At 58.4% G+C, this 19,325-nt stretch carries 14 protein-coding genes and 3 pseudogenes; 10 read left to right on the top strand and 7 right to left on the bottom strand.

Features of this window, described 5'->3' with window-relative positions; genetic code table 11:
- Together NKI17_RS33620 and NKI17_RS33625 are read right to left on the bottom strand one after the other, a co-directional pair.
- Positions 1–439: pseudogene (locus tag NKI17_RS33620) on the bottom strand (transposase); the annotation flags it as partial.
- A gap of 347 nt (positions 440–786) precedes the next feature.
- Positions 787–1,782: a succinylglutamate desuccinylase/aspartoacylase family protein gene (locus tag NKI17_RS33625; protein ID WP_352907516.1), complete on the bottom strand. Its 996-nt coding sequence runs from the start codon at positions 1,780–1,782 to the stop codon at positions 787–789.
- A gap of 280 nt (positions 1,783–2,062) precedes the next feature.
- On the opposite strand from NKI17_RS33625, the gene NKI17_RS33630 reads away from it, so the two are divergent.
- Both NKI17_RS33630 and NKI17_RS33635 read left to right on the top strand, forming a co-directional pair.
- Positions 2,063–2,317: a transposase gene (locus tag NKI17_RS33630; RefSeq protein ID WP_352907517.1), complete on the top strand. Its 255-nt coding sequence runs from the start codon at positions 2,063–2,065 to the stop codon at positions 2,315–2,317.
- Between the two features lie 67 nt (positions 2,318–2,384).
- Positions 2,385–2,921, top strand: coding sequence for an IS3 family transposase (locus tag NKI17_RS33635; protein WP_352907542.1), 537 nt, complete (start codon positions 2,385–2,387; stop codon positions 2,919–2,921).
- 116 nt (positions 2,922–3,037) lie between these two features.
- Here the strand turns inward: NKI17_RS33635 and NKI17_RS33640 are convergent, their stop codons facing one another.
- The 5 genes and pseudogenes from NKI17_RS33640 to NKI17_RS37215 all read right to left on the bottom strand — a co-directional run bounded on the left by NKI17_RS33640 (position 3,038) and on the right by NKI17_RS37215 (position 8,156).
- A complete protein-coding gene (locus tag NKI17_RS33640; RefSeq protein WP_352907518.1) occupies positions 3,038–4,117 on the bottom strand; it encodes a phosphotransferase in 1,080 nt (359 codons plus the stop codon).
- Positions 4,118–4,131: 14 nt separating this feature from the next.
- A complete protein-coding gene (locus NKI17_RS33645) occupies positions 4,132–5,460 on the bottom strand; it encodes an aspartate aminotransferase family protein (protein ID WP_352907519.1) in 1,329 nt (442 codons plus the stop codon).
- Positions 5,461–6,084: 624 nt separating this feature from the next.
- Entirely contained in the window at positions 6,085–7,101 is a 1,017-nt protein-coding gene (locus tag NKI17_RS33650; protein ID WP_352907520.1) for a D-alanine--D-alanine ligase family protein, read from the bottom strand.
- Positions 7,102–7,724: 623 nt separating this feature from the next.
- Positions 7,725–8,086: pseudogene (locus NKI17_RS37210) on the bottom strand (ATP-binding protein).
- Positions 8,046–8,156: an ATP-binding protein gene (locus NKI17_RS37215; RefSeq protein WP_502894694.1), complete on the bottom strand. Its 111-nt coding sequence runs from the start codon at positions 8,154–8,156 to the stop codon at positions 8,046–8,048. The pseudogene NKI17_RS37210 and the gene NKI17_RS37215 overlap by 41 nt, the downstream one beginning before the upstream one ends.
- Before the next feature lie 740 nt (positions 8,157–8,896).
- Here NKI17_RS37215 and NKI17_RS33660 point away from each other — a divergent pair.
- The 8 genes and pseudogenes from NKI17_RS33660 (at position 8,897) to NKI17_RS33695 (ending at position 19,311) form a co-directional block, all read left to right on the top strand.
- Complete coding sequence (locus NKI17_RS33660) at positions 8,897–10,570, top strand: ABC transporter substrate-binding protein (protein WP_352907521.1); 1,674 nt, start codon at positions 8,897–8,899, stop codon at positions 10,568–10,570.
- Complete coding sequence (locus NKI17_RS33665) at positions 10,563–11,564, top strand: ABC transporter permease (RefSeq protein WP_352907523.1); 1,002 nt, start codon at positions 10,563–10,565, stop codon at positions 11,562–11,564. Before NKI17_RS33660 ends, NKI17_RS33665 begins: the two co-directional genes overlap by 8 nt.
- The gene (locus NKI17_RS33670; RefSeq protein ID WP_502894695.1) at positions 11,561–12,493 is read left to right on the top strand and encodes an ABC transporter permease; all 933 of its coding nucleotides are present in this window, start codon (positions 11,561–11,563) and stop codon (positions 12,491–12,493) included. The genes NKI17_RS33665 and NKI17_RS33670 overlap by 4 nt, the downstream gene beginning before the upstream one ends.
- Complete coding sequence (locus tag NKI17_RS33675) at positions 12,490–13,497, top strand: ABC transporter ATP-binding protein (protein ID WP_352907526.1); 1,008 nt, start codon at positions 12,490–12,492, stop codon at positions 13,495–13,497. Before NKI17_RS33670 ends, NKI17_RS33675 begins: the two co-directional genes overlap by 4 nt.
- Complete coding sequence (locus tag NKI17_RS33680; protein WP_352907527.1) at positions 13,490–14,494, top strand: ABC transporter ATP-binding protein; 1,005 nt, start codon at positions 13,490–13,492, stop codon at positions 14,492–14,494. Before NKI17_RS33675 ends, NKI17_RS33680 begins: the two co-directional genes overlap by 8 nt.
- Positions 14,495–15,030: 536 nt before the next feature.
- Complete coding sequence (locus NKI17_RS33685; RefSeq protein ID WP_352907528.1) at positions 15,031–17,133, top strand: prolyl oligopeptidase family serine peptidase; 2,103 nt, start codon at positions 15,031–15,033, stop codon at positions 17,131–17,133.
- A gap of 6 nt (positions 17,134–17,139) precedes the next feature.
- Positions 17,140–17,243: pseudogene (locus tag NKI17_RS33690) on the top strand (IS5/IS1182 family transposase); the annotation flags it as partial.
- A gap of 820 nt (positions 17,244–18,063) precedes the next feature.
- Positions 18,064–19,311: a methylaspartate ammonia-lyase gene (locus NKI17_RS33695; RefSeq protein ID WP_352907529.1), complete on the top strand. Its 1,248-nt coding sequence runs from the start codon at positions 18,064–18,066 to the stop codon at positions 19,309–19,311.
- Positions 19,312–19,325: the final 14 nt, after the last annotated feature.

Raw genomic sequence — 19,325 nt, forward strand, 5'->3', positions numbered from 1 at the left:
CGGCGCTCATTGGCAAGATCTCGCAAGCGGCCGCGCAGTTCCGTCTCAGGCGGCCGGCAGGACCGGTAACGGATCATCTTGCGGTCGGCAGCGACGATCGAGCAGGCCCGCCGCTCCGACAGGCCATGGCGGCCCTCAGATGCGCGACGGCTTCGCGCTTGGCGACTGGCCCTACCATTTTTTTTGAAAGAAGCTCGCGCAGCGCCGAGGCTTCCAGCATCTGGTCGGCAAGCAGCTTCTTCAGCTTCGCGTTCTCCTCCTGCAGCGCCTTCAGCCGCTTGGCGTCCGACACCTCCATCCCGCCATATTTGGCCTTCCAATTATACAGCGTCGCCTCCGAGATCCCGTGCTTGCGGGCCAGATCGCCCGCCTTCGCCCCCGCCTCGTGTTCGCGCAAAACCGCGATGATCTGCTCTTCCGTAAATCGCTTTCTCTTCATCAGTCCGTCCTTCAAACGAGGCCGGACTCTAATCCCAACTGGAGGAAATTACCCGTGGCAGGTCAAAAGCTGTGCATTTCGCCGACGTCATTTGCGAATAGGTCTAACATGGCCTGCAACAAATTTCGTGAACACGATGTTCGCGAGACGGGAGATTCTGGTGCCGAACAAGCCTAGCAATGCGGCTGTCGCGCCGGTAGGTACTCATTCGTCTTTATGGCTGGGTCAGTTGGAGCGGAAAATGCCGTGGGCCCTCCGGCCACTTCTGATGACCATGGCAGCCACTTGCCTACCCATTGAAAAGGCGCCCTGTTCTGCCTGGTAACATCGAAACTCAAAAACAACTTTCACCGTTTGAGAGGTCTCGCTATAATGGCCACCTCTTCATTAACGATGACATGCGCACCCGATTTGATAGTGCAGACAATTGAGTTTGAAGGCGCGCGGATATCGACGGAGTCGGCCGACACTGAATTCATCGGATGCAACTTCCCGATTAAGTCTCCCTGCTGCACTTTTTGCAGCACTGAGCATCGAGGTTCGAAGATGCCCGCCGCTGGTGATGTTACCTTGTCGGACAATAACGTTTCAAGTGTTTGACTAAACTTCTGCTGACGGTAGGTCGGAATGTCTACTGTTTCCTCGATCAGTCCGAGCGCAATTAGACCGTTGCGTACGCCAGTCTCATAGATTTTCAGATCTTCGAAGCCAACGGTGCCACCGCCAAATTCAGTACAAATGAATACCTTGCCCTGGCTATGCACCCAAGTATCGAACATGCCAGCCGTCTGGTCATGTTCCCAAAGCAATGTTACCGGCAATTTGAAGGACTCTCCCAGATGGAGTGTCTTGGCCATGAGATCGGCATCAGCAATAGGATGCGTAATAACCGCAGGCGCAGAATCCCACCTTGGTCCCATGCTATGCAGATCAAATACGGTATCGGCCTCTGGCACCAGCACTCGACAAACCGCATCTGCAATTCGCTCGCTTACCGATCCATCGGCGCGCCCCGGAAACATTCGATTGAGGTTTAAGCCGTCGACCGGCGTGTTTCGGCTCCATGCGCGCACGGCCGGCGGATTTAGCACCGGTACGATGAGAATTCTCCCGCAAGTTTGGACTTCGGGCAGCCACTCAATAAGCCGTCGAGCAACTATTGGCCCCTCCAATTCATTGCCGTGATTTCCTCCAGTGATAAGAAGGCGTGGTCCCTCGCCTCTATTGAGGCTGAAGACCGGGATCGAAAGAGCTTCGCAGTCGGTACCTTTGGGAACAGCAAGATGCCCTGTGCTCAAACCAGGCGCGTCGATATTAAACGTTAGGTGCGGTGCTTCGCTCATCGTTCAGCTTCCTTCGAAATCACTTTTGCCAGACTATTGTCGACGCATCCTGCAATCAGGAGCAGAGGGGCACCGGGACTATCTTCCGTCGCGGATACTGAGGTCAAATTCAGTTTGCTGATCGTCAACATCTCGTTCTGATATAAACTCGGAACCGGCATGACTGCTTCGTCTGTGTTGAATCGGCGTGCAAAATTGGGTCTCTGGAGTGCGCTCCTGAGGGTGGACAGATCGGGATGTGCGGATTGACCAGCCTTCCGGCTTTTCGGAGAGAGAACCCATGGCAAACCACCGCAGTCACAGCATCGAGTTCAAACGCCAGGTCGCGCAGGAGTTCATCGCCGGCGAGACGTTGCACGGCTTGGCTAAGCATCACGATGTCTCGCGCAACCTGATTCGCATCTGGATCCGCAAATATGAGCAAGGAGCGTTCGACGATGATGCGCAGGCCGCTGACCTGATCCAGGAATACGAAGCCCGGATCGCAGCGCTCGAACGGTTGGTCGGTAAGCAGGCTCTGGAACTGAGTTTCTAAAGGGGGCTCTGAGAAACGCACCGCGGCCGAGAAGCGGGACTACATCCGTCATCGCCGGCCCTGCGGCATCAGCGTTGCCGAAGGATGCCGGTTGATGGGAATCGCGCGCTCCACCTACTACGATCCCCTGGAGAACGCGGCCGACGACACCGCGATCGTCGAGGCAATGTTCTCGATCAGCGACGAGTTCGAGTTCTACGGTTATCGCCGTGTCGGCGCTGCGCTGCGTCAGCAAGGCCTCGTCGTGAGCCACAAGAAGATCCGGCGCCTGATGCGCGAGCATGATCTGCAGCCCAGGATCAGGCGGCGCTTCGTGGCCACCGCCGACAGCGATCATGATGGCCCGATCTTCCCCAACCTGGCCAGGGACATCGTTCCAACCGGCCCGAACCAGCTCTGGGTGTCCGACATAACCTATGTCGCGCTGCCGACCCGCTTCGTCTACGTCGCAGTCATTCTCGACGCCTGTTCCCGCATGATCGCCGGCTGCGCCATTAGCCGATCGGTCGATGCGCGGCTGACGATGGCAGCCTTGAAGGCGACCATTGAACGGCGCCAGCCGCCATCCGGCTGCATTCATCATTCCGATCGGGGCTCCCAATAAGTGGGGCGTCTGGCTGAGAATTTCGGCGCCACTCTCTGTAACTAAGACATTCATGCAGTCTTTCCCGCGCAGTCCACGGTGTTCGCTCGAGCCGCCTCCGCTTCCGGTCGCTGCGCTCACGCACGAGATTCAGCAGCGCGGTGGCGGAATCGCGCGATAACGTCATCCAGTGGTACGGCCATGGCTCGCTCTAGGTTTGTCCAGTAATACTCAGCACCAGCGAGTAGCTCCTCGCTCTGGTCAGGCGCGCGCTCTGCCTTCCAGTGCCTGATCAACGCGAGCATGGTGAGCCGCGCGAGAGCCGCAACTGGCAAAAGTGGAAGTTCTGACTCGTTTATCGGCCGGCTCTGCTCGTACCCCGCGACAAAAGCAAGGGCATCTTGCCAAGGGTGATCCTGAGTGCGACCGATCAGATGCGCGACAGGATTGGCAGGGTCAAAGATGACTGCGGTGTGGACAGTGTCACCAAAGTCAAGGATGGCCTTCACGAAGACATCACTGAGCGGGTCCACCACGACATTGTTGGGAGCGTAATCCCCGTGGATCACTTGCGTTTCAAGACTGGACAGCCTCGGCAGGACGACTTCTTCGAAGAGCTTGAAGGACCGTTGAGCCAGCAGTCGGCGCTTTGGGTCTGGCGTGTAATCAACAAGTCCAGCCCAACGGTGAAACTGCCCAATGTCGTATACTAAGCTGCGCGCGGCGGCTGGATGCCCAAATAATCGCAACGCACTGTTAACTCGCCCGAGCATGTCTCCCAGCTTGGTCAAGTGCTCAGCGTTGGCATCCATTTGCTCCCATAACAGGCCTTCGACAAAGCAGAAGACGCTTAGTATTCGACAGGTGCCACCACCCAAGTCGATTGGAACGCTATCCCTTCGATCAAGGGTAGCCTTGATCCGCTGGATCGGCAGGGCGTGAGCGGTATCATCAAGATAACGTATCGCCGCAATCTGCAACGCCGTAACTGGCTCGGGCTCGTCGGACGGTGACACCTTTACGAGGTACTCACTCGCATCGGCTTTGAGCCTGAACGTATGGCCCTTTTCACTGCTCAATCGTTCAACGTGTCCACTTAGCCCATAGTGCCTCTTAAGCATGTTTTTCAACAGCAAGGAGTCGATAGGCTGGCTTGATGAAACCAGGCTGCTCTCCTCCAGGAGCCGTTGCATCATCGCGTCGGGTGATTTGTTCATGTTGCTAGAGCCTTCTAGAGCCGCTGTTTCGCTACGATGGCAAAGGTCTCAAGGAATCGAGACACATCGGCAGCGGTAAAAGCGACTGGAGGGCGAACTTTCAACACGTTACCCGCGGGGCCGGTTCGGCTGATCAGAACTCGACGATCGCGGAGGTCCTTGATGATGCTTTCGCAACGAATGGGATCGGGCTCGATCGTCCCTCTGTCCTTGACGATCTCGACACCAAGGTACAGGCCGCTGCCTCTGATTTCCGCGACATAGGGAGAATCCCGTGTCAGCGTTTCAAGCCCTGACAGCAGGGTCGCGCCGTTGACGACTACGCGTTCACGCACCTTCTCCTGCTCGAACACATCGAGCACCGCGGAAGCGGCAGCTACAGAAATCGATCGGCCACCCAGTGTGTTGAAGTAGCTGACCTTCTGTCCGAATTCGTCAGATACCTCCGGGCGGAAGACGACGCCAGAGATGGGGAAACCGTTCCCCATCGCCTTGCCCATCGTGACGATATCGGGAATCACCGAGTGCCGACTGAACCCCCACATCCAATCTCCGAACTGAGCGAACCCCGATTGAACCTCGTCAGCAATGTAGAGGCCACCAGCGGCGTGAACTTCGTCGACCATTGCCTGCATGAAGCCTACTGGGTGAGTAAAAATGCCGTCGGACGTGAACGCGGAATCGACGATCAACGCCGCTAGCCTGTATCCATGCCGCTCGAGATCAATAATTGCGGAACGCACTTGATCCCGCATATACTCCGCGAGCGATCGTTCTGCTCCGCAGAGCCTGGGGTCAGGAGCGGCAATGAGTCGGACGTTAGGTCCGAGCGGGGATCCTGCGCCCAGCATTGGGGAAAAGCTCGCGACCTCACGAGTGCGACCGTGAAACGCCCAACGAGTAGCTATGATACCATCGCCGCCAGTATGAAATCTCGCGACCCGAATTGCGAGATCATTTGCTTCGGATCCAGTGCAGGGCAAGCTTAACTTCGACAGCTCAGCTGGGAATGTCGCAAGTAGCCGCTCAGCATACGCAACCAGTGGCTCCTGGGGGTAGCGCGTATCAGTGTTGATTGCGGCAAACTGGCGGGAAACGGCGTCCACAACATGCCGGTGCGCGTGGCCAACGCCCGGAACGTTGTTATACGCGTCGAGATAGTCATCGCCGTCGCTGTCGATTAGGTGGGCACCAAAACTCGAGACAAACTCCACCGGAATCGTCTCGGAAAACTGGTAGCCAGGACCGAGCACCGTGTCCCGACGTCGGATGATGTCCTGGAGCCGTTCAGGCACATCCCTGAGACCACTCGCGTCGATCAGCTTGGGGTGGCGCGCGGTCATCTCAGCCTGCCAGTGAACGATCCAAGAAAACCAACGGAGTTTTCGTGGGGTCAGCTTCTATCTGGCGAATAAGAACAACGCTTCGCATAAGAATGGCAGATTCAATCTGGACGCCAGGCGTTGCGATCGTTACGTTAACTGCTGCAAAAAAGCATGCGTTCATTTGAAGTGCCCAAGCGGCTGCAATTAATGCCATGTCCTCGATCGGCAGTAAACAGGCCGTGGCCGCGGGCGTCCAATTCAGTTTGCAGATTGGTGTCTTCTTGCGACGAGATGACGGCATGCGCGGTAGTGGCCGGAGCCGCGCGAGCAGGCGTGAGGCGCGGCGCGGGTCGCCCGCGATGCGCCGGCGCCGTTCGCCAGCGCGCTGCGCTCATACCCCACGACCGGATCCGTTACCCGCCCCCGGAACACCCTTCCAACACCCTGGGGAAGGCTACGCGAGGGTTAGTTGCGGTTCAGGCACACCCATCGAATGCTCAGGTTGCCTGAGGCCGTCGAGGTCTGCTTCTCGCGGCAAGACCTTAGATGCCGCGATGCTGATCGCCGTCTCTCGGCGCGAGGCTGACCTCTCGGCCGGAGAGACCCGGCCGCTTCATCTGGCCCTAGGCGGAAGGCGCAAAGTCACGTTCGGCTTTGGCAGATAGCGGTTCCGAAATACCGCGTGTGGGCGATATCCAGGATGCGATTGATCAAGCTCGAGTAGCTGTGTCCGGCCGTGCTCGCAGCCACGCAATACGATGAGCGCTTTGCGAGGGACGGATTGGCGCTGATCTCTAGGACAAAAGGCTGGCCGGAGCGGTCGATCCGGATGTCGACGCGGGCGTAGTCCCGGCATTTGCAGGCGCGGAATGTCGCAATCGAAATATCCCGCAGGACCGTAGCAAGCCCGCTCCCGATCTGTGCCGGGCAAATCTTCGGCGGCGCCGCAGCCGCCACATACTTTGCCTCAAAAGTCATAAGACGTGTTGGGCGGTCGCCAAAGTCCGGCTCCACAAGAGGCAATACCTCGACTTCTCCGTTTCCAAGCAGCGGAACGGTGATTTCCCGCCCCTCAATGTATTCTTCAACGAGCGCCTCCTGCCCATACTGCTCGACAATCACTTCTACGGCCCGCTTTAGCTCAGCAGGTTCATGTACGAGCTGCAATCCGAAGCTGTCACCTTCACGAGGCGGCTTCACTACCACTGGAAATCTCAGGTCTCCAGTATTCTCATCGCCTCGATGCATCACTCGAAATTTCGGCGTCGGCACACCGCGGTCGCGGATGAGTATCTTGGTGACGACCTTGTCGTTAGCAAGCTCATGTCCGAGCGGGCTCGCTCCTATGTAAGGAACGCCGGCCATCTCGAGCATGGCAGGAACGTGGGAGAAACGGGACTCGCCCTGAATTCCACAAGCCAAGTTGAAGACGAATCCTGAAGGGCGGCCTTGCGAATCGGGTGGCATGAACCGCTCAAGCGTAGTTAGCATGCCTTTATCACCCTCACACAGCAGCACCTCGTGGCCGCCTTCTTGCAGCGCCGGCACCACACTGTCGCATTGCCACTCTGTCAAAGGCTCCGGCGGCTGCGGCAAAGGCTGGCCGAACCGGTTAATCACGCCCGTAACGTCTCTGTTCGTAACAACGGCTACTCGCATGAGCTACTCCTTTGATGTTTAATCGGTGGGACGGTGACTCGCTCGGATTTGCGCGGTGCCCCGATTACCTGCGCGAGCACTACAGACCAGCCTGTCAGAAGGTGATCAACAGTGTCATCAGCACTTTGTGCACTGCGGACTGAAGGTTGCTGCCGGACGCGAGATGCCGCCGGTCGGCAGGCAGCCCCAGCACCGCTGGCGCGTCCCACGGGATGCGCAGCCAGTATTGCGTGGGCGAGTGTCATGTGACCTCCTGGGTTTGAAACAGCGCGACGGCCACTGTCGGAACAGGTCTCTGGTGATGCCCTCGCAATTGGCATGCCACGAAAGGTGTCGCGAGCAAGGAGCACAAAAATGAGGGGGCACCCTCGGCCAGCTTAATACTTGCCGCGCCTGGGGATGTCTGGTTCTGAGCACAGAATGTCGTCAATCGAACTAAGGCTTGTTGATATTCAGCGTGGTTTATGACGGCAGCTGCGAGATTGATGTGGGCTGCGAAGCTTCTGCGGATTCTGACGATCGGGCGCACCGTCCGATTTGATCGCGCCCGGCATTCCGAAGTGATGCCGCGCAGGTGGAGCACCTGATCGTCGGGTCAAAATGTCACTGTGTTTGCGGTTCGGTCAAGTGGCAGCGGAGATGAGGGCCCTGCGCATGCATTCGCCACTGAGTTCGAGCGGGAGAGCGTTGCAAATGAGGCGATCGAGCATAGCATCGGCGTAGCTGGGATTCCCGATGTCGAACCAACGGGCCACCGGGAGCTGGCTGGTCACCGGCGTTGAGCGACGCCGTACCGATCTTCGAGGATTTCGAGCAGGTGGTGGCGGGCATTGTCGTCGAGCGGTTTAAGCCCCCAATCGTCGAGGATAACGAGATCGACCCTGCGAGGCTTTTCATGGGCGCGGCAATGCGGCCATCGCCCTTGGCCAGGAACAGGTAATCGATCAGGCGGGCAGCCGGGTGTATAGTACCGAGCGATTGTCACGGCAAGCCTTGTGTTCGATGGCGCAGGCAAACCAACTCTTCCCGACGCCGGCTAGCCCGATGATGGCCAAGCTCTCTCATGGGCGGCGAGCCCGTCGCCCATGAGCTGGCTGTCGAACAGCCTATGATTGAGACCGCGTGCGGCACGGTAATCCACGTCCTCGGGCACAGGATGGTGGCATAGCCGGGCATGACGAAGGCAAAGCGCAAGGCGCCGGTCCGGTCCTTGCGATAGGTCGCCTGGTGATCGAAGAGAAGGGCAAAGTCGGTGTGCTGTCGGAGGAGCAGTTCCTTCGCACATATGCGGGCACCCCTCAGGGCCTCGATACTCTCACGTTGGTCGCAAGATGTGCTTAGCGCGATCAAGAGCGGTATGAACGGTGGACGTATCGCCGCACCGAGACCCAGGCCCGCCGCGAAAGCGACGGGGTAACGGCGGCAAAGAATGCGCGGGACACCGACCGGAAAGCTGGTCGCTGTCTGTTCCTACCGGTGCGCTATGCCGACCACTCCGTGATTTTGGTCTCGGGAACGGTGGAGGACCCAATAAGCGGAGAAATCCGCTTTGGCGGCATACTTGCACCGGACCAAAGGCCTCGAGTGTCACCGGAAAAGACGGTGCGAGAGGCGCCATCTAATTCTTGGATGGCTGTGGTCTCGATTCAATATTTGCCGGCCAGGAATCAGTAACGTAGCTTCAATCTAGAAAAATGATGCCGCGGCACCACAATCGCTAGTGTGGGGCACCAGTCCCGGAATTGCCGCTGCAAGCAGCGAAACCGGCGCGGCCTAAGCTAAAGGGGAGAAAAGAATGAATTCGTACCTCAACCGACGCGCGCTTGCGAAGGCGCTTCTAGTGGGAGCAGCCGCCTCACCTTTTGTGCTGCGCTCGAGGGCATTCGCCTCGTCTTGCGACGACCATATTGTGCGCATCAGCTCAACGGGCGCTCCCGATTCGCTGAATCCGTTCGCGACCTGGAGCTCGGCTTGGCCTCTGTTCTTTACCTATGACTCCTTGGTCGGTGTGGACGCCCAGCGACACGATGATCGGAAGGGATATGCCAAGGCGTGGTCCGTTGCTGATGACAGTCTCACCTGGACAGTCAAGATATGGCCCGGCATGAAGTGGTCGGACGGGGAACCCGCCACCGCCAGGGACGCCGCTTTCACTTATAACTATCTGCTCGGCTCCATAGGCAAGCCCGACGAACTGAATATTGGCCAAAACAGCACGAACGGCATGGAAGAAATTGCATCCGTGACCGCCATCGATGACGAGACTTTGCAGGTCGTAACCAAGACTCCTACGCGTTGGCCAATTGACAACTACCTTCTAATCGTTCCCGAGCACATTTGGACGGACATCAGCTACTCGGATGCGCGCAGCACTTTCCACAACGACCCGCCGCTGGTGGGAACTGGGCCTATGATCGTTGCGGAATTTCAGCAAGGTCAGTTTGTGCGCCTCATGCCTAATCCGTATTTCCGCACCGGGAAGCCGAAAACAGCCGGCATGATTATCCAATACTTCACCACGCAAGATCCAATTGCCCAGGGTTTGAAGAGCGGTAGTCTTGACCATGGTAAAGTGACGGCTGCCCAGTGGGCCGACCTCTCGAAGGATCCCGACATCAAGGTTTATGAATCGCGCAACGAGCAGCGGGATTACCTAGCCTTCAACACGGCGTCCGCGAACGGGGCGGGCAGCACAATGGCCCTGCAGGATCCAGCGTTTCGCGACGCGATCGGCTATGCGATCGACCAGAAGGCGATTGTCGATCGGGCCTATCGCGGACACGCCGATCCTGGTGTCGGAATTGTAATGCCGGTGGCCGCCGAATACTACTCGGACCTGGGCGACATCAGGCGCCATTTCGATCTCGCAGAGGCGGGTCGCCGGCTCGACGAGGCTGGATATCGGGATACGAATGGCGATGGTGTCCGGGAGGACAAGGAGGGAAACAGCTTCCAGCTTGAGCTGATCACAGGAAAGTTTTCGGGTGTGTACGAGATTCCGATCGCAGCCGTGCAGCTCATCGCGGGCTGGTTGGCCCAAATTGGCATTCCCGTATCGGTAACCCAGTTCGACTCCGGTGCGCTTGGTGCCCGCACCAAGGCGCCGGCGGACGGCGGCGGAGGCTGGGATCTGCTTGTCGCCAGCACCTGGCTGTCTACCTCGCCTCACGACCTCCTTAGCTTGGGGAGCAGTAAGGCCATCGGTCTGAACAATAGTTCGTACTGGACCAACGAGAAATTCGACAAATACCTTTCGGAAGTGGATCGTATTGTCGACCTCAAGAAGAGCCAGTTACTGGTCGAGCAGGCGGCGCGCCTCATCTACACCGAAGCACCCTATATCATACTGAGCTACCCCAAAGGGCTCGCCGCCTATCGGAACGATTGCTTCCAGGGCTGGGGGACGGAGGACGCGGTGTCGGACTGGGGCTATTTCCCGTTCGATCGCTTGAAGCCACACAATGGCTAACCCTGGAATCGGAGGCCGGACGAGCCGACGTATTGGAAGGATCCTGATCAGGGCGGTAATGACGCTTCTGATGGTGGCGACGCTGAACTTCATTCTGTTCAGGGTCATTCCAGGCGACCCTGCATCGCTTCTGCTTGAGGGGGCGCGCATCAGTGTGACCGCTGAGCAGATCGAGGCGCAGCGCCAGATCTGGGGCCTTGACCGGCCGCTGTTTCCCGACCAGATGGTCGACTACTTGTCAGCGACTCTCCAGGGCGATTTGGGCTATAGCTTCAAGTTCAGAGGCCGGCATGTCGCCGACCTCATCCTGGAGCGGCTGCCGGCCACCATTGTCGTGGTAGGCCTGGCCCAGCTGATCGCTATCCTTTGTGGGGTCCTGCTCGGCCTCTATGCGGGCTGGCGCAGGGGAGGGTCTGTAGACCATATTGTCACGGGGGCCTCACTGGCCCTCTATTCAACGCCGTCGTTCTGGCTCGGTATGATCCTGGTTGTGATCTTCAGCACGTCGTTGGGCTGGCTTCCGGGGTATGGTGCATATTCACCCGGCGCAACCCTCGGTTCTATTGACTCGTTACTCGATCACCTACGGCATCTCGCGCTCCCGGTCACCGCGGTGGCCCTTGGACTCATCGGCCAATACGTCGTGGTCGCTCGCGCCGCGATGAGCGACGTTGTCACCGAGGATTACATGGTAACCGCACGGGCCAAGGGACTCACCAATGGTCAGATGCTCATGCATCATGCATTTCGTAATGCGATGCTGCCGGTCGTAACTTTGATTACCCTCAATCTCGGTTACGTGGTTGCCGGTGCCATCACCGTTGAAGCTGTCTTCGCCTGGCCGGGGATCGGCGGCCTGACGGTGGAGGCGCTCAATGCACGGGACTATCCAGTCCTTCAAGGAGTATTCCTCTTGCTCGGTGCCTCGATTGTTATCGCAAACCTCGTAGCCGATCTTGCTTACGGCCTTCTTGATCCGAGGGTCCGACAATGAGTGAAAGTACAGTTCGGTATTTCCCGCGTAGCCGGGCGCGTGCTATCAAGGCCTTTCTAGGCCAGTTTCTTGGGCATGGCGGTGCTCGGCTTGGCCTGCTGTGTCTGTTATTCTTCCTCGCTGTGGCAGCGGTCCCCAATATTCTGGTTGGACCGCTCCAGACTGCGATCAATGCAACCGGCGATTTCCTCGTGCCCCCATCAGGCGAGCATCTGCTCGGCACGGACGAAGTCGGGCGGGACGTGCTCAATCTGATCGTCCATGGCGCCCGGATCTCACTCACGATTGCGCTACTGGCGACTGTGATCAGCCTCGTCGTCGGGACTACGATCGGTATGACGGCTGGCTACTATGGTGGCAGGGTTGACCTCTGGCTGATGCGCTTGACGGACTTCTTTTTTGTCATGCCGTCCTTCGTGCTGGCGCTGGTCATCACACCCGTGGTTCTCGAGGTGATGGGGCGCGGCGGAGAAATTCTCGGCTTCCGTCCTTCCCTCTTGGTGATCATTGTCGTTATCGGGATGACGAGCTGGGCCTTTGTCGCGCGCATCGTTCGGAGCCAGACACTGTCACTCAGGGAGCGAACGTTCGTTGATCGCGCGCGCGTTGCGGGCAGCAGCAATCTGAGCATCATGGTGAGGCACATCCTCCCCAATCTCGTGCCGCAAATAGCAGCCAATGGGGCTCTGGTCGTCGCCGGCGCAATTTATGTCGAGACCTCGCTCTCGTTCCTCGGGCTTGGCGATCCGTTGCAGCCTTCATGGGGCACTTTGCTGTCGCTCGCCCAGCGCGCCGGTGCGGCGAGCGCTGGCGCCTGGTGGTACCTCGGCGCCCCTGGATTTTGCGCGCTTGCGGTTTCGCTTAGCTTCGTCCTGATTGGCAATGCCCTCGACGACACATTCAATCCACGGCGGAGGGTGATCCCATGACAAACTCCTCCCAGGAGAAGGCTCCGCTTCTGGAAGTCGACGGGCTCTCTGTCGACTATGGGCTCAAGGGCGTTTCATTGCGAGCAATCGACGGCGTAAGCTTCGCGCTTCGGGCCGGAGAGGCCGTTGGCCTCGTCGGTGAATCAGGCAGTGGCAAGACCACGACCGCGATGGCGATCGCTGGCCTACTATCGCCCAACGCGCGGGTCAGCGGCGGCCAAGTGCGCTATCGTGGTAACCTACTGCCGATCGATGATGATGCGGCGATGCGGCCACATCGCTGGAGCGAAACGTCCGTTGTCTTCCAGGGCGCGATGAATGCGCTCAATCCCGTTCACCGCATCATCAAGCAAATCGCCGAGCCATGCATGCTGAAGCTCGGCATGTCGCGGGGCGAGGCGACCACGCGGGCAAGTGAGCTGCTCGAACTCGTCGGCATCCCAGCGGATCGCGGCACCGCCTATCCCCACGAGTTGTCGGGCGGTATGCGCCAAAGGGTGATGATCGCCATGGCGCTCGCGTGTCGCCCCTCAATCATCATCGGCGACGAGCCCACCACGGCGCTCGACGTCATCACACAGGCTCAAATTCTGAAGCTGCTGGGTGAGTTGCGATCGAGGCTTAGCCTTGCCCTCATTTTGATCACCCACGACCTTTCTGTGGTGGCTGAGTGTTGTGATCACGTGATGATCATGTACGCGGGCCGGATCGTCGAGGATGGCACTGTCGCCGAGATCTTCGCCCAGCCCAAACATCCCTACACCCGCCTGCTGATCGACTCGATCCCGAACCCGGCGAACGGCAAAAAGATTATCCGGCCAATACCCGGTGATCCCCCCAACTTGGTGAATCGACCCTCAGGCTGCGCCTTCCATCCCCGTTGCCCGTCGGTCATGGGGATTTGCGCGACCAAAGTCCCCAGTCTCGATAAGTTTGGGCGGGGACGCGTCGCCTGTCACCTTCACCGGTCCTCGCAAGAAGCCAAGGTCGCAGCTCATGCCTGACACCGCCGATTTCCTGCGTTTGGAGAGGCTGCAGGTCCATTTTCCTATCCAGGGCGGGCTGTTCGACCGTGTCCTGGGCCGACCTGCTGGCGCTGTGCGCGCGGTGGACGGGATCGACCTCGACGTCGGACGGGGTGAGATCGTCGCCCTGGTCGGGGAATCGGGGAGCGGCAAAACCACGGTGGGCCGCGTCATCACCAAGCTTGCCCAGCCGACCGGCGGCAGCATGCTATTCGAAGGCCGCGACATGACGTCAGTTCAAGGCTCCTCGGCCTTGCGTCCTTACCGCCATCGCGTGCAAATGATTTTCCAGGACGCTTATCAGGCGCTCAATCCGCGACACACCGTCTTCGACATCGTGGCAGAGCCGTTGCGGTCACTGCGGCTGATCGACAACGCCACCCAACTCACCGAGCGGGTCAGCGAAGCTCTAGCGTCGGCCGGCCTCAATCCTCCCAATGATTTCTTCGCCCGCTTCCCACATGAACTATCTGGCGGGCAGCGCCAGCGGGTTGTGATTGCCGGAGCGCTCGCCGTTAAGCCAGAGCTCATCGTTGCTGATGAACCTGTCTCGATGCTCGATGTCTCAATACGCGCACAGATTCTTCAGGTCCTGGTTGACCTGCGCGCCAAACACAACATGGCGCTGCTGTTCATTACCCACGACTTGCCACTCGCATGGTTGATCGCCGACAGGATTGCTGTCTTGTATCTTGGAAAATTGGTCGAGATCGGGAGCGCCGACGAGATCACATTCAACCCTCGCCATCCGTATACCATCGCCTTGCGCAATGCCACCCCGCAGATTGGCGGCAACGCAGGCCGCGCCGAGATGCCGGCCCTGCAGGGTGAGGTTCCAAGCGCCGCGCGCGTGCCAAAGGGCTGTCGTTTCCATACGCGTTGCCCGCTTGCCTTTGACCTCTGCAAGGTGGACGAACCGCCGGCCATCGAAGTCGGGCCACAGCACATGTCCGCCTGCTGGCGAAGTGAAGGCTGACGGCTTTGTATTGAAATCCCCCGACGAGATTCTCGTCAGCATTAAACGCCTTTGCCAACGCACTTCGACCTCGCACCTCAGGCAGCCTTCGCACGCGTGCACCGTGTCGGACACCGGTGAGGACTGACCATCTGGATTCTTGATAGCCGGGGTCTTCATTCTATGCTTGTCAATTCCGAGATGACCTTGCAAATCTGATCAGTAGCAAGGCAAGGAAGTTGCCGCGCGATCTAGGGTATGTGAGGCCATAGCCTGTGTTACGGGCTAATTGGCGGTGGATGAGATGCAGTATTGAAGAATGGTTAAGAACCGCATGAATCCTTGCCATGTGCGCTTTCTGTCCGTCCGACAGCAAGCATTACTACGCGCCGAACGCGATGCTGCCAAAATCATAAAAAGGAAGGTGTTTGGCAATTTGAGCTATGGCGAGCTGAACGGTTTGCACGCTATCTCCCAGGAGGAACATTAATGTACAAACTATATCGTTTGCTGATTGCTACGGCAAAATACTCCAGTTTTCAGATGAGGGCCGTCTGATGGGAGACAAGCGCCTTCAGCCACCTCTTCCTCGTGCCGAGCCACGGATTCGGGTGCTTCATGACGACGTCACGATGGACTCGTATCGCTGGCTCCGCGACCGGGAGAACCCCGATGTGCGCGCGTATCTGGAAGCCGAGAACAGCTATGCGGAGCAAGCGACAACTCACCTTTCAGCGCTTAAGGCGGAGATCATTGCCGAGATTGAAGGGCGTCAGCCTCGCGAGGGCACCCCACCAGCGTTGCAAGTTGGGCCTTTCGAGTACTTCCAAAGACACGAGCCGGGCCTGGCTCATCCGTCGTGGTGGCGCCGGCCGATAGGCGGAGATCCGGCCGAGCTTGTAATCGATCCGAACGTGCTTGAAGGCGCAGACGTCTTTTACCTGCTCGGTGTCTTCGAGCCGAGTGACGACGGGCGTTACGTGGCCTTCAGCTTCGATGTCATCGGGAACGAGAATTACGAGCTTAGGGTTCGGGACATGGAGACCGGCCAAGACGTCTGGCAAGGCTCGAAGAAGGTTAGGAGGGTAGCCTGGGCCGCGGATGGTCACACTCTGTTTTTCTCGCGGGAGCGACCTAGCCGACAACAATGTCATGAGCTTATCCGCCTGGATGTCGCAACGGCGATTTCTGAGGTAGCCTTCGAGGAAACCAACGAGCAATTGGAAGTACGGGTTCGGCGTTCTGATAGTGGCGCTTGGTTGTTCCTCGACCTGTTTGCCTATCCCGTTCATGTCGGTGCTACAGAGGTATGGTGTCTTCCTGCCGACGAACCGGGGGGTAAGTGGCGCCGGATTGTGAGGCGGGGAAACGGACACGAGATCTATGCCGAGCATTGGGGCGACAGGTTCCTGTTTCGGGTGAACGACGCTGGGCCCTATGGCCGGCTCGTGCGCTCGCCGATAGATGACCCGTCACCGTCGTCCTGGGAGGAGATCATCCCGCATCGAGCAGGCGTGACTCTCGAGGAAGTTCACGTCCTTGAGAAGCACTTGGTTGTCCTGGAACGAGAAGGCCTGCGTCCTCGCCTGGTCTCACGTGACGGAAGCGGGCGTGTTGGGATAACGATCGTTCCCAACGAGCCGAGTTGCACTCTTAAAGTCGGCTTGTCTGCAGGGGGGGCGCATTCGGTTGCACGGCATCTGTTCGGAAGCTCGAAGTTGGTTTATTCAATTAGCTCGTTTGTGACGCCTGACGCTGTAATCGAGCATGATCTCGATGACGACCGTTCGGTGACCTTGTACCAGGCCGATATACCAGGGTTTGACCCTGCTTTATACGTCTCGCAGGTTGTGATGGTGGAAGTGGAAGACGGCGTTGAGATACCGATTTCGCTTGTTGCTCGGCGGGACCGAACGAGCCCTGGGCCGGTCGTACTTCGCGTCTACGGCTGTTACGGGTCATCAAGATGGCCGTCGTTCAAGAATTGGCCTTCATTCATGACTGCTCGCTTAAGCCTTCTCGATCGCGGAGTTGCTTTCGGCATCGTGCACGTCCGTGGTGGCGGTGAACTCGGTCGCCCTTGGCACGAGGCGGCCATGGCTGAACGAAAACGCACCACCCATACAGATCTGATCGCCGCTGCCGAGGGACTTGTTGGGCAGGGTTTCGCCACCCGCGACGGGATCGTCATCGAGGGAGCCAGCGCCGGCGGGGGCGTTGTGCTTGCAACGGCCGCCTTGCGGCCGGACTTGTTCCGCGCCGTGCTTGCCGAGGTTCCGCTCGCGGATATTCTAGATACCGAGATGGATGCCGCGATGCCGTGGGCTCTAGTGGAAAGGGCGGAATATGGAGATCCCCACATCCCTGATGAGTATCGGTACCTGCGCAGCTACGACCCCTACTACAACCTCAGCGCCGATCGCCCGCTTCCGCCGACATATGTCGACGCCGCGCTCGATGACGGCCAGGTGCTTTATTATCAGCCGGCTCGCTATGTGGCGCAGCGTCGAACTTGTGCTGCCGATCGCGATCCCGAGCTGGTCTTCCGCATGCGGAAGGTCGGCGGCCACAGCGGCGCGTCTCATGGGCCTGGCGTAGCCGAGGAAAGAGCATTTCGCATGGCCTGGGCGCTCGAACATCTCCGACGATCAAGCAGCTGAGCGCTGGTTGTCGAGCGCACCTTCGGCGGGATGACAAGATGGCGCCGCCTCGTGCGCGACTAGAAAAGCGCATCGACGTCTCTCACGCCATGATCCTCGTCGCGATGGGGCTTATCCGCGGAACCCTCATCCCTGAAGTTCAAAACGGACTCTGGTCGCCGGCCGCTCCAGGGGCAAGGCCTCCTCAGGTCGCCGCCAAATGGACCAGCGTGGCCTCGTCGCCAAAACAACCGACAATTTGAATGCCGATTCGCAATCCGCTGGCGCTCTATGCCAAAGGTAACGACACCGAAGGTTGTCCGGCAACGTTGAAGACTTCGGTATACTGTCGGAAGTTAGGCTCGGCCTCTTTGAATTCTTCTACGGAGAGTGTCGCGCTGGTCGTCAATAACTGTCGCGATGTGGCGTAGCGACAGGAGGCTGGAATCAATTGGCCGCGAATTGTCTTCTAATGTACTTCCGAATATACTGAGCTCCGCAAAATTTTTTTTGCGTATATCACTTGACTTGTGTGGCGGTGTGACTTCAACCAGCACGTGACCATTTTTTCGAGGAGTGAACTGTCGCTTCCAGGGCGCGCCAGGACTTCCACATCTAGACGAACTCGCCCCATTTGGTCCTTGCTACTCCTTCTCAAAGGGCCGGCCGGCTGGGCTAGTTCCTCCACATACCGACAGTTCGGCTGGACTGAAAGGATGGATGAGGAGCCTAGGAAGCATCGAGGGCAGCCGCCGTATGGCGCACGGTTTGCAAAGAACAAAAAGAGCGACGCCGCCCTACAAGTGAGGTATCAGTCATCTCAAAACGCGATGGCACTGTCCGGAACATTATATTGGCGGACCCCATGCCAAGTGGCACATACTTGGCGGGTATCGGATCGAACTGGGGTCCGTTCGTCAACGCTGTCCGACAGAAATCGAGCGAACTGAAGTGCAGATCAAAGACGTGCTCCTCGCGCCAGGAAACGGCGCGTTTTTCTACGACGATCAGGCAGCTATAAGAGCCGGTGCCTCGCAGGACGGTTTTGTCTATGTGGGCGATCCCATCACGCCCGACTTCCAATCCATTCGCGTTCCGGCTTGTTCGCTGAGTGTCGGGCTTGTCCTTGTCGACGATACTGTTGTTTGGGGCGATATGATGAGCGTTCAGTATTCTGGTGCCGGTGGACGCGATGCTTTGTTTGAAACCGCTCAAATCTCGGATTTGACGTCGCGGGTTGTGGTGCCGCGGCTTCTCGATGTCGATGTGTCTCGCTACCTTGACGCCTGCGCGAACGTTTTCGAGCCTATCGAACACAAGCGGTTACCTCTCGCGATTGAGTACGGGGTCAGCCAGGCGCTCCTTCGCGCAGCGGCCCACCTTCAACGTACGACAATGGCGGAGATCGTTTGCAGTGAATTTAACCTACCGCTGCCAACGCTTAGAGTCCCGATTTACTGCCAGAGTGGCGACGCTCGCGAAATCAACGCCGACAAGATGATCCTGAAAGCCGTGGATGTCCTTCCCCACGGCCTGATCAACTCACGCCAGAAATTCGGCGCCGCTGGCCAGACCTTCATGGAGTTCGTGAGGTGGGTCGCAACGCGTACGCGCGAACTCGGCCACCCGGGGTATCAGCCGGTTCTGCATTTCGACGTCTATGGCTGGATCGGCCAGGAAATCGGCCTGGAACCCCAGCGAATTGCAGACTTCATCTGCAGGGTTGCTGATGCCGTTCCTGGTTTTACGATCAACATCGAGTCGCCGGCGGATTTTGGTTCGACGCAAGCTCAAATTGAGAACTACGCCAAGATCGTGTCGATTTTGGACAACCGGGATTCCAGTGCGCGCATTGTCGTGGATGAGAGATGCAATACGCTTGAGGATATCCGGCTCTTTGCTGAAGCGAAGGCTGTGCATCTCGTTCAAATCAAGACACCCGATGTCGGCTCAATTGCCGATGCGGCGCGCGCCGTTCTTATCTGCAAGGCGAATAGGGTTGGGGCATATGTTGGGGGGAGCTGTACCGAGACGGATCTCTCCGCTCAAGCTTCTGTCCACGTCTCGGTGGCAACCCAAGCCGACATGATGCTCGCGAAGCCCGGAATGGGCGTCGACGAGGGATTTTCCATCGTTGGGAACGAACAGAACCGGTTGCTCGCGATCCTGAACCGTCGAGCAACTGAAAATGTTGGGTGAAAAACGCGGTGTGT

The organism is Mesorhizobium sp. M0816, assembly GCF_040320005.1.
GTDB lineage: Bacteria > Pseudomonadota > Alphaproteobacteria > Rhizobiales > Rhizobiaceae > Mesorhizobium.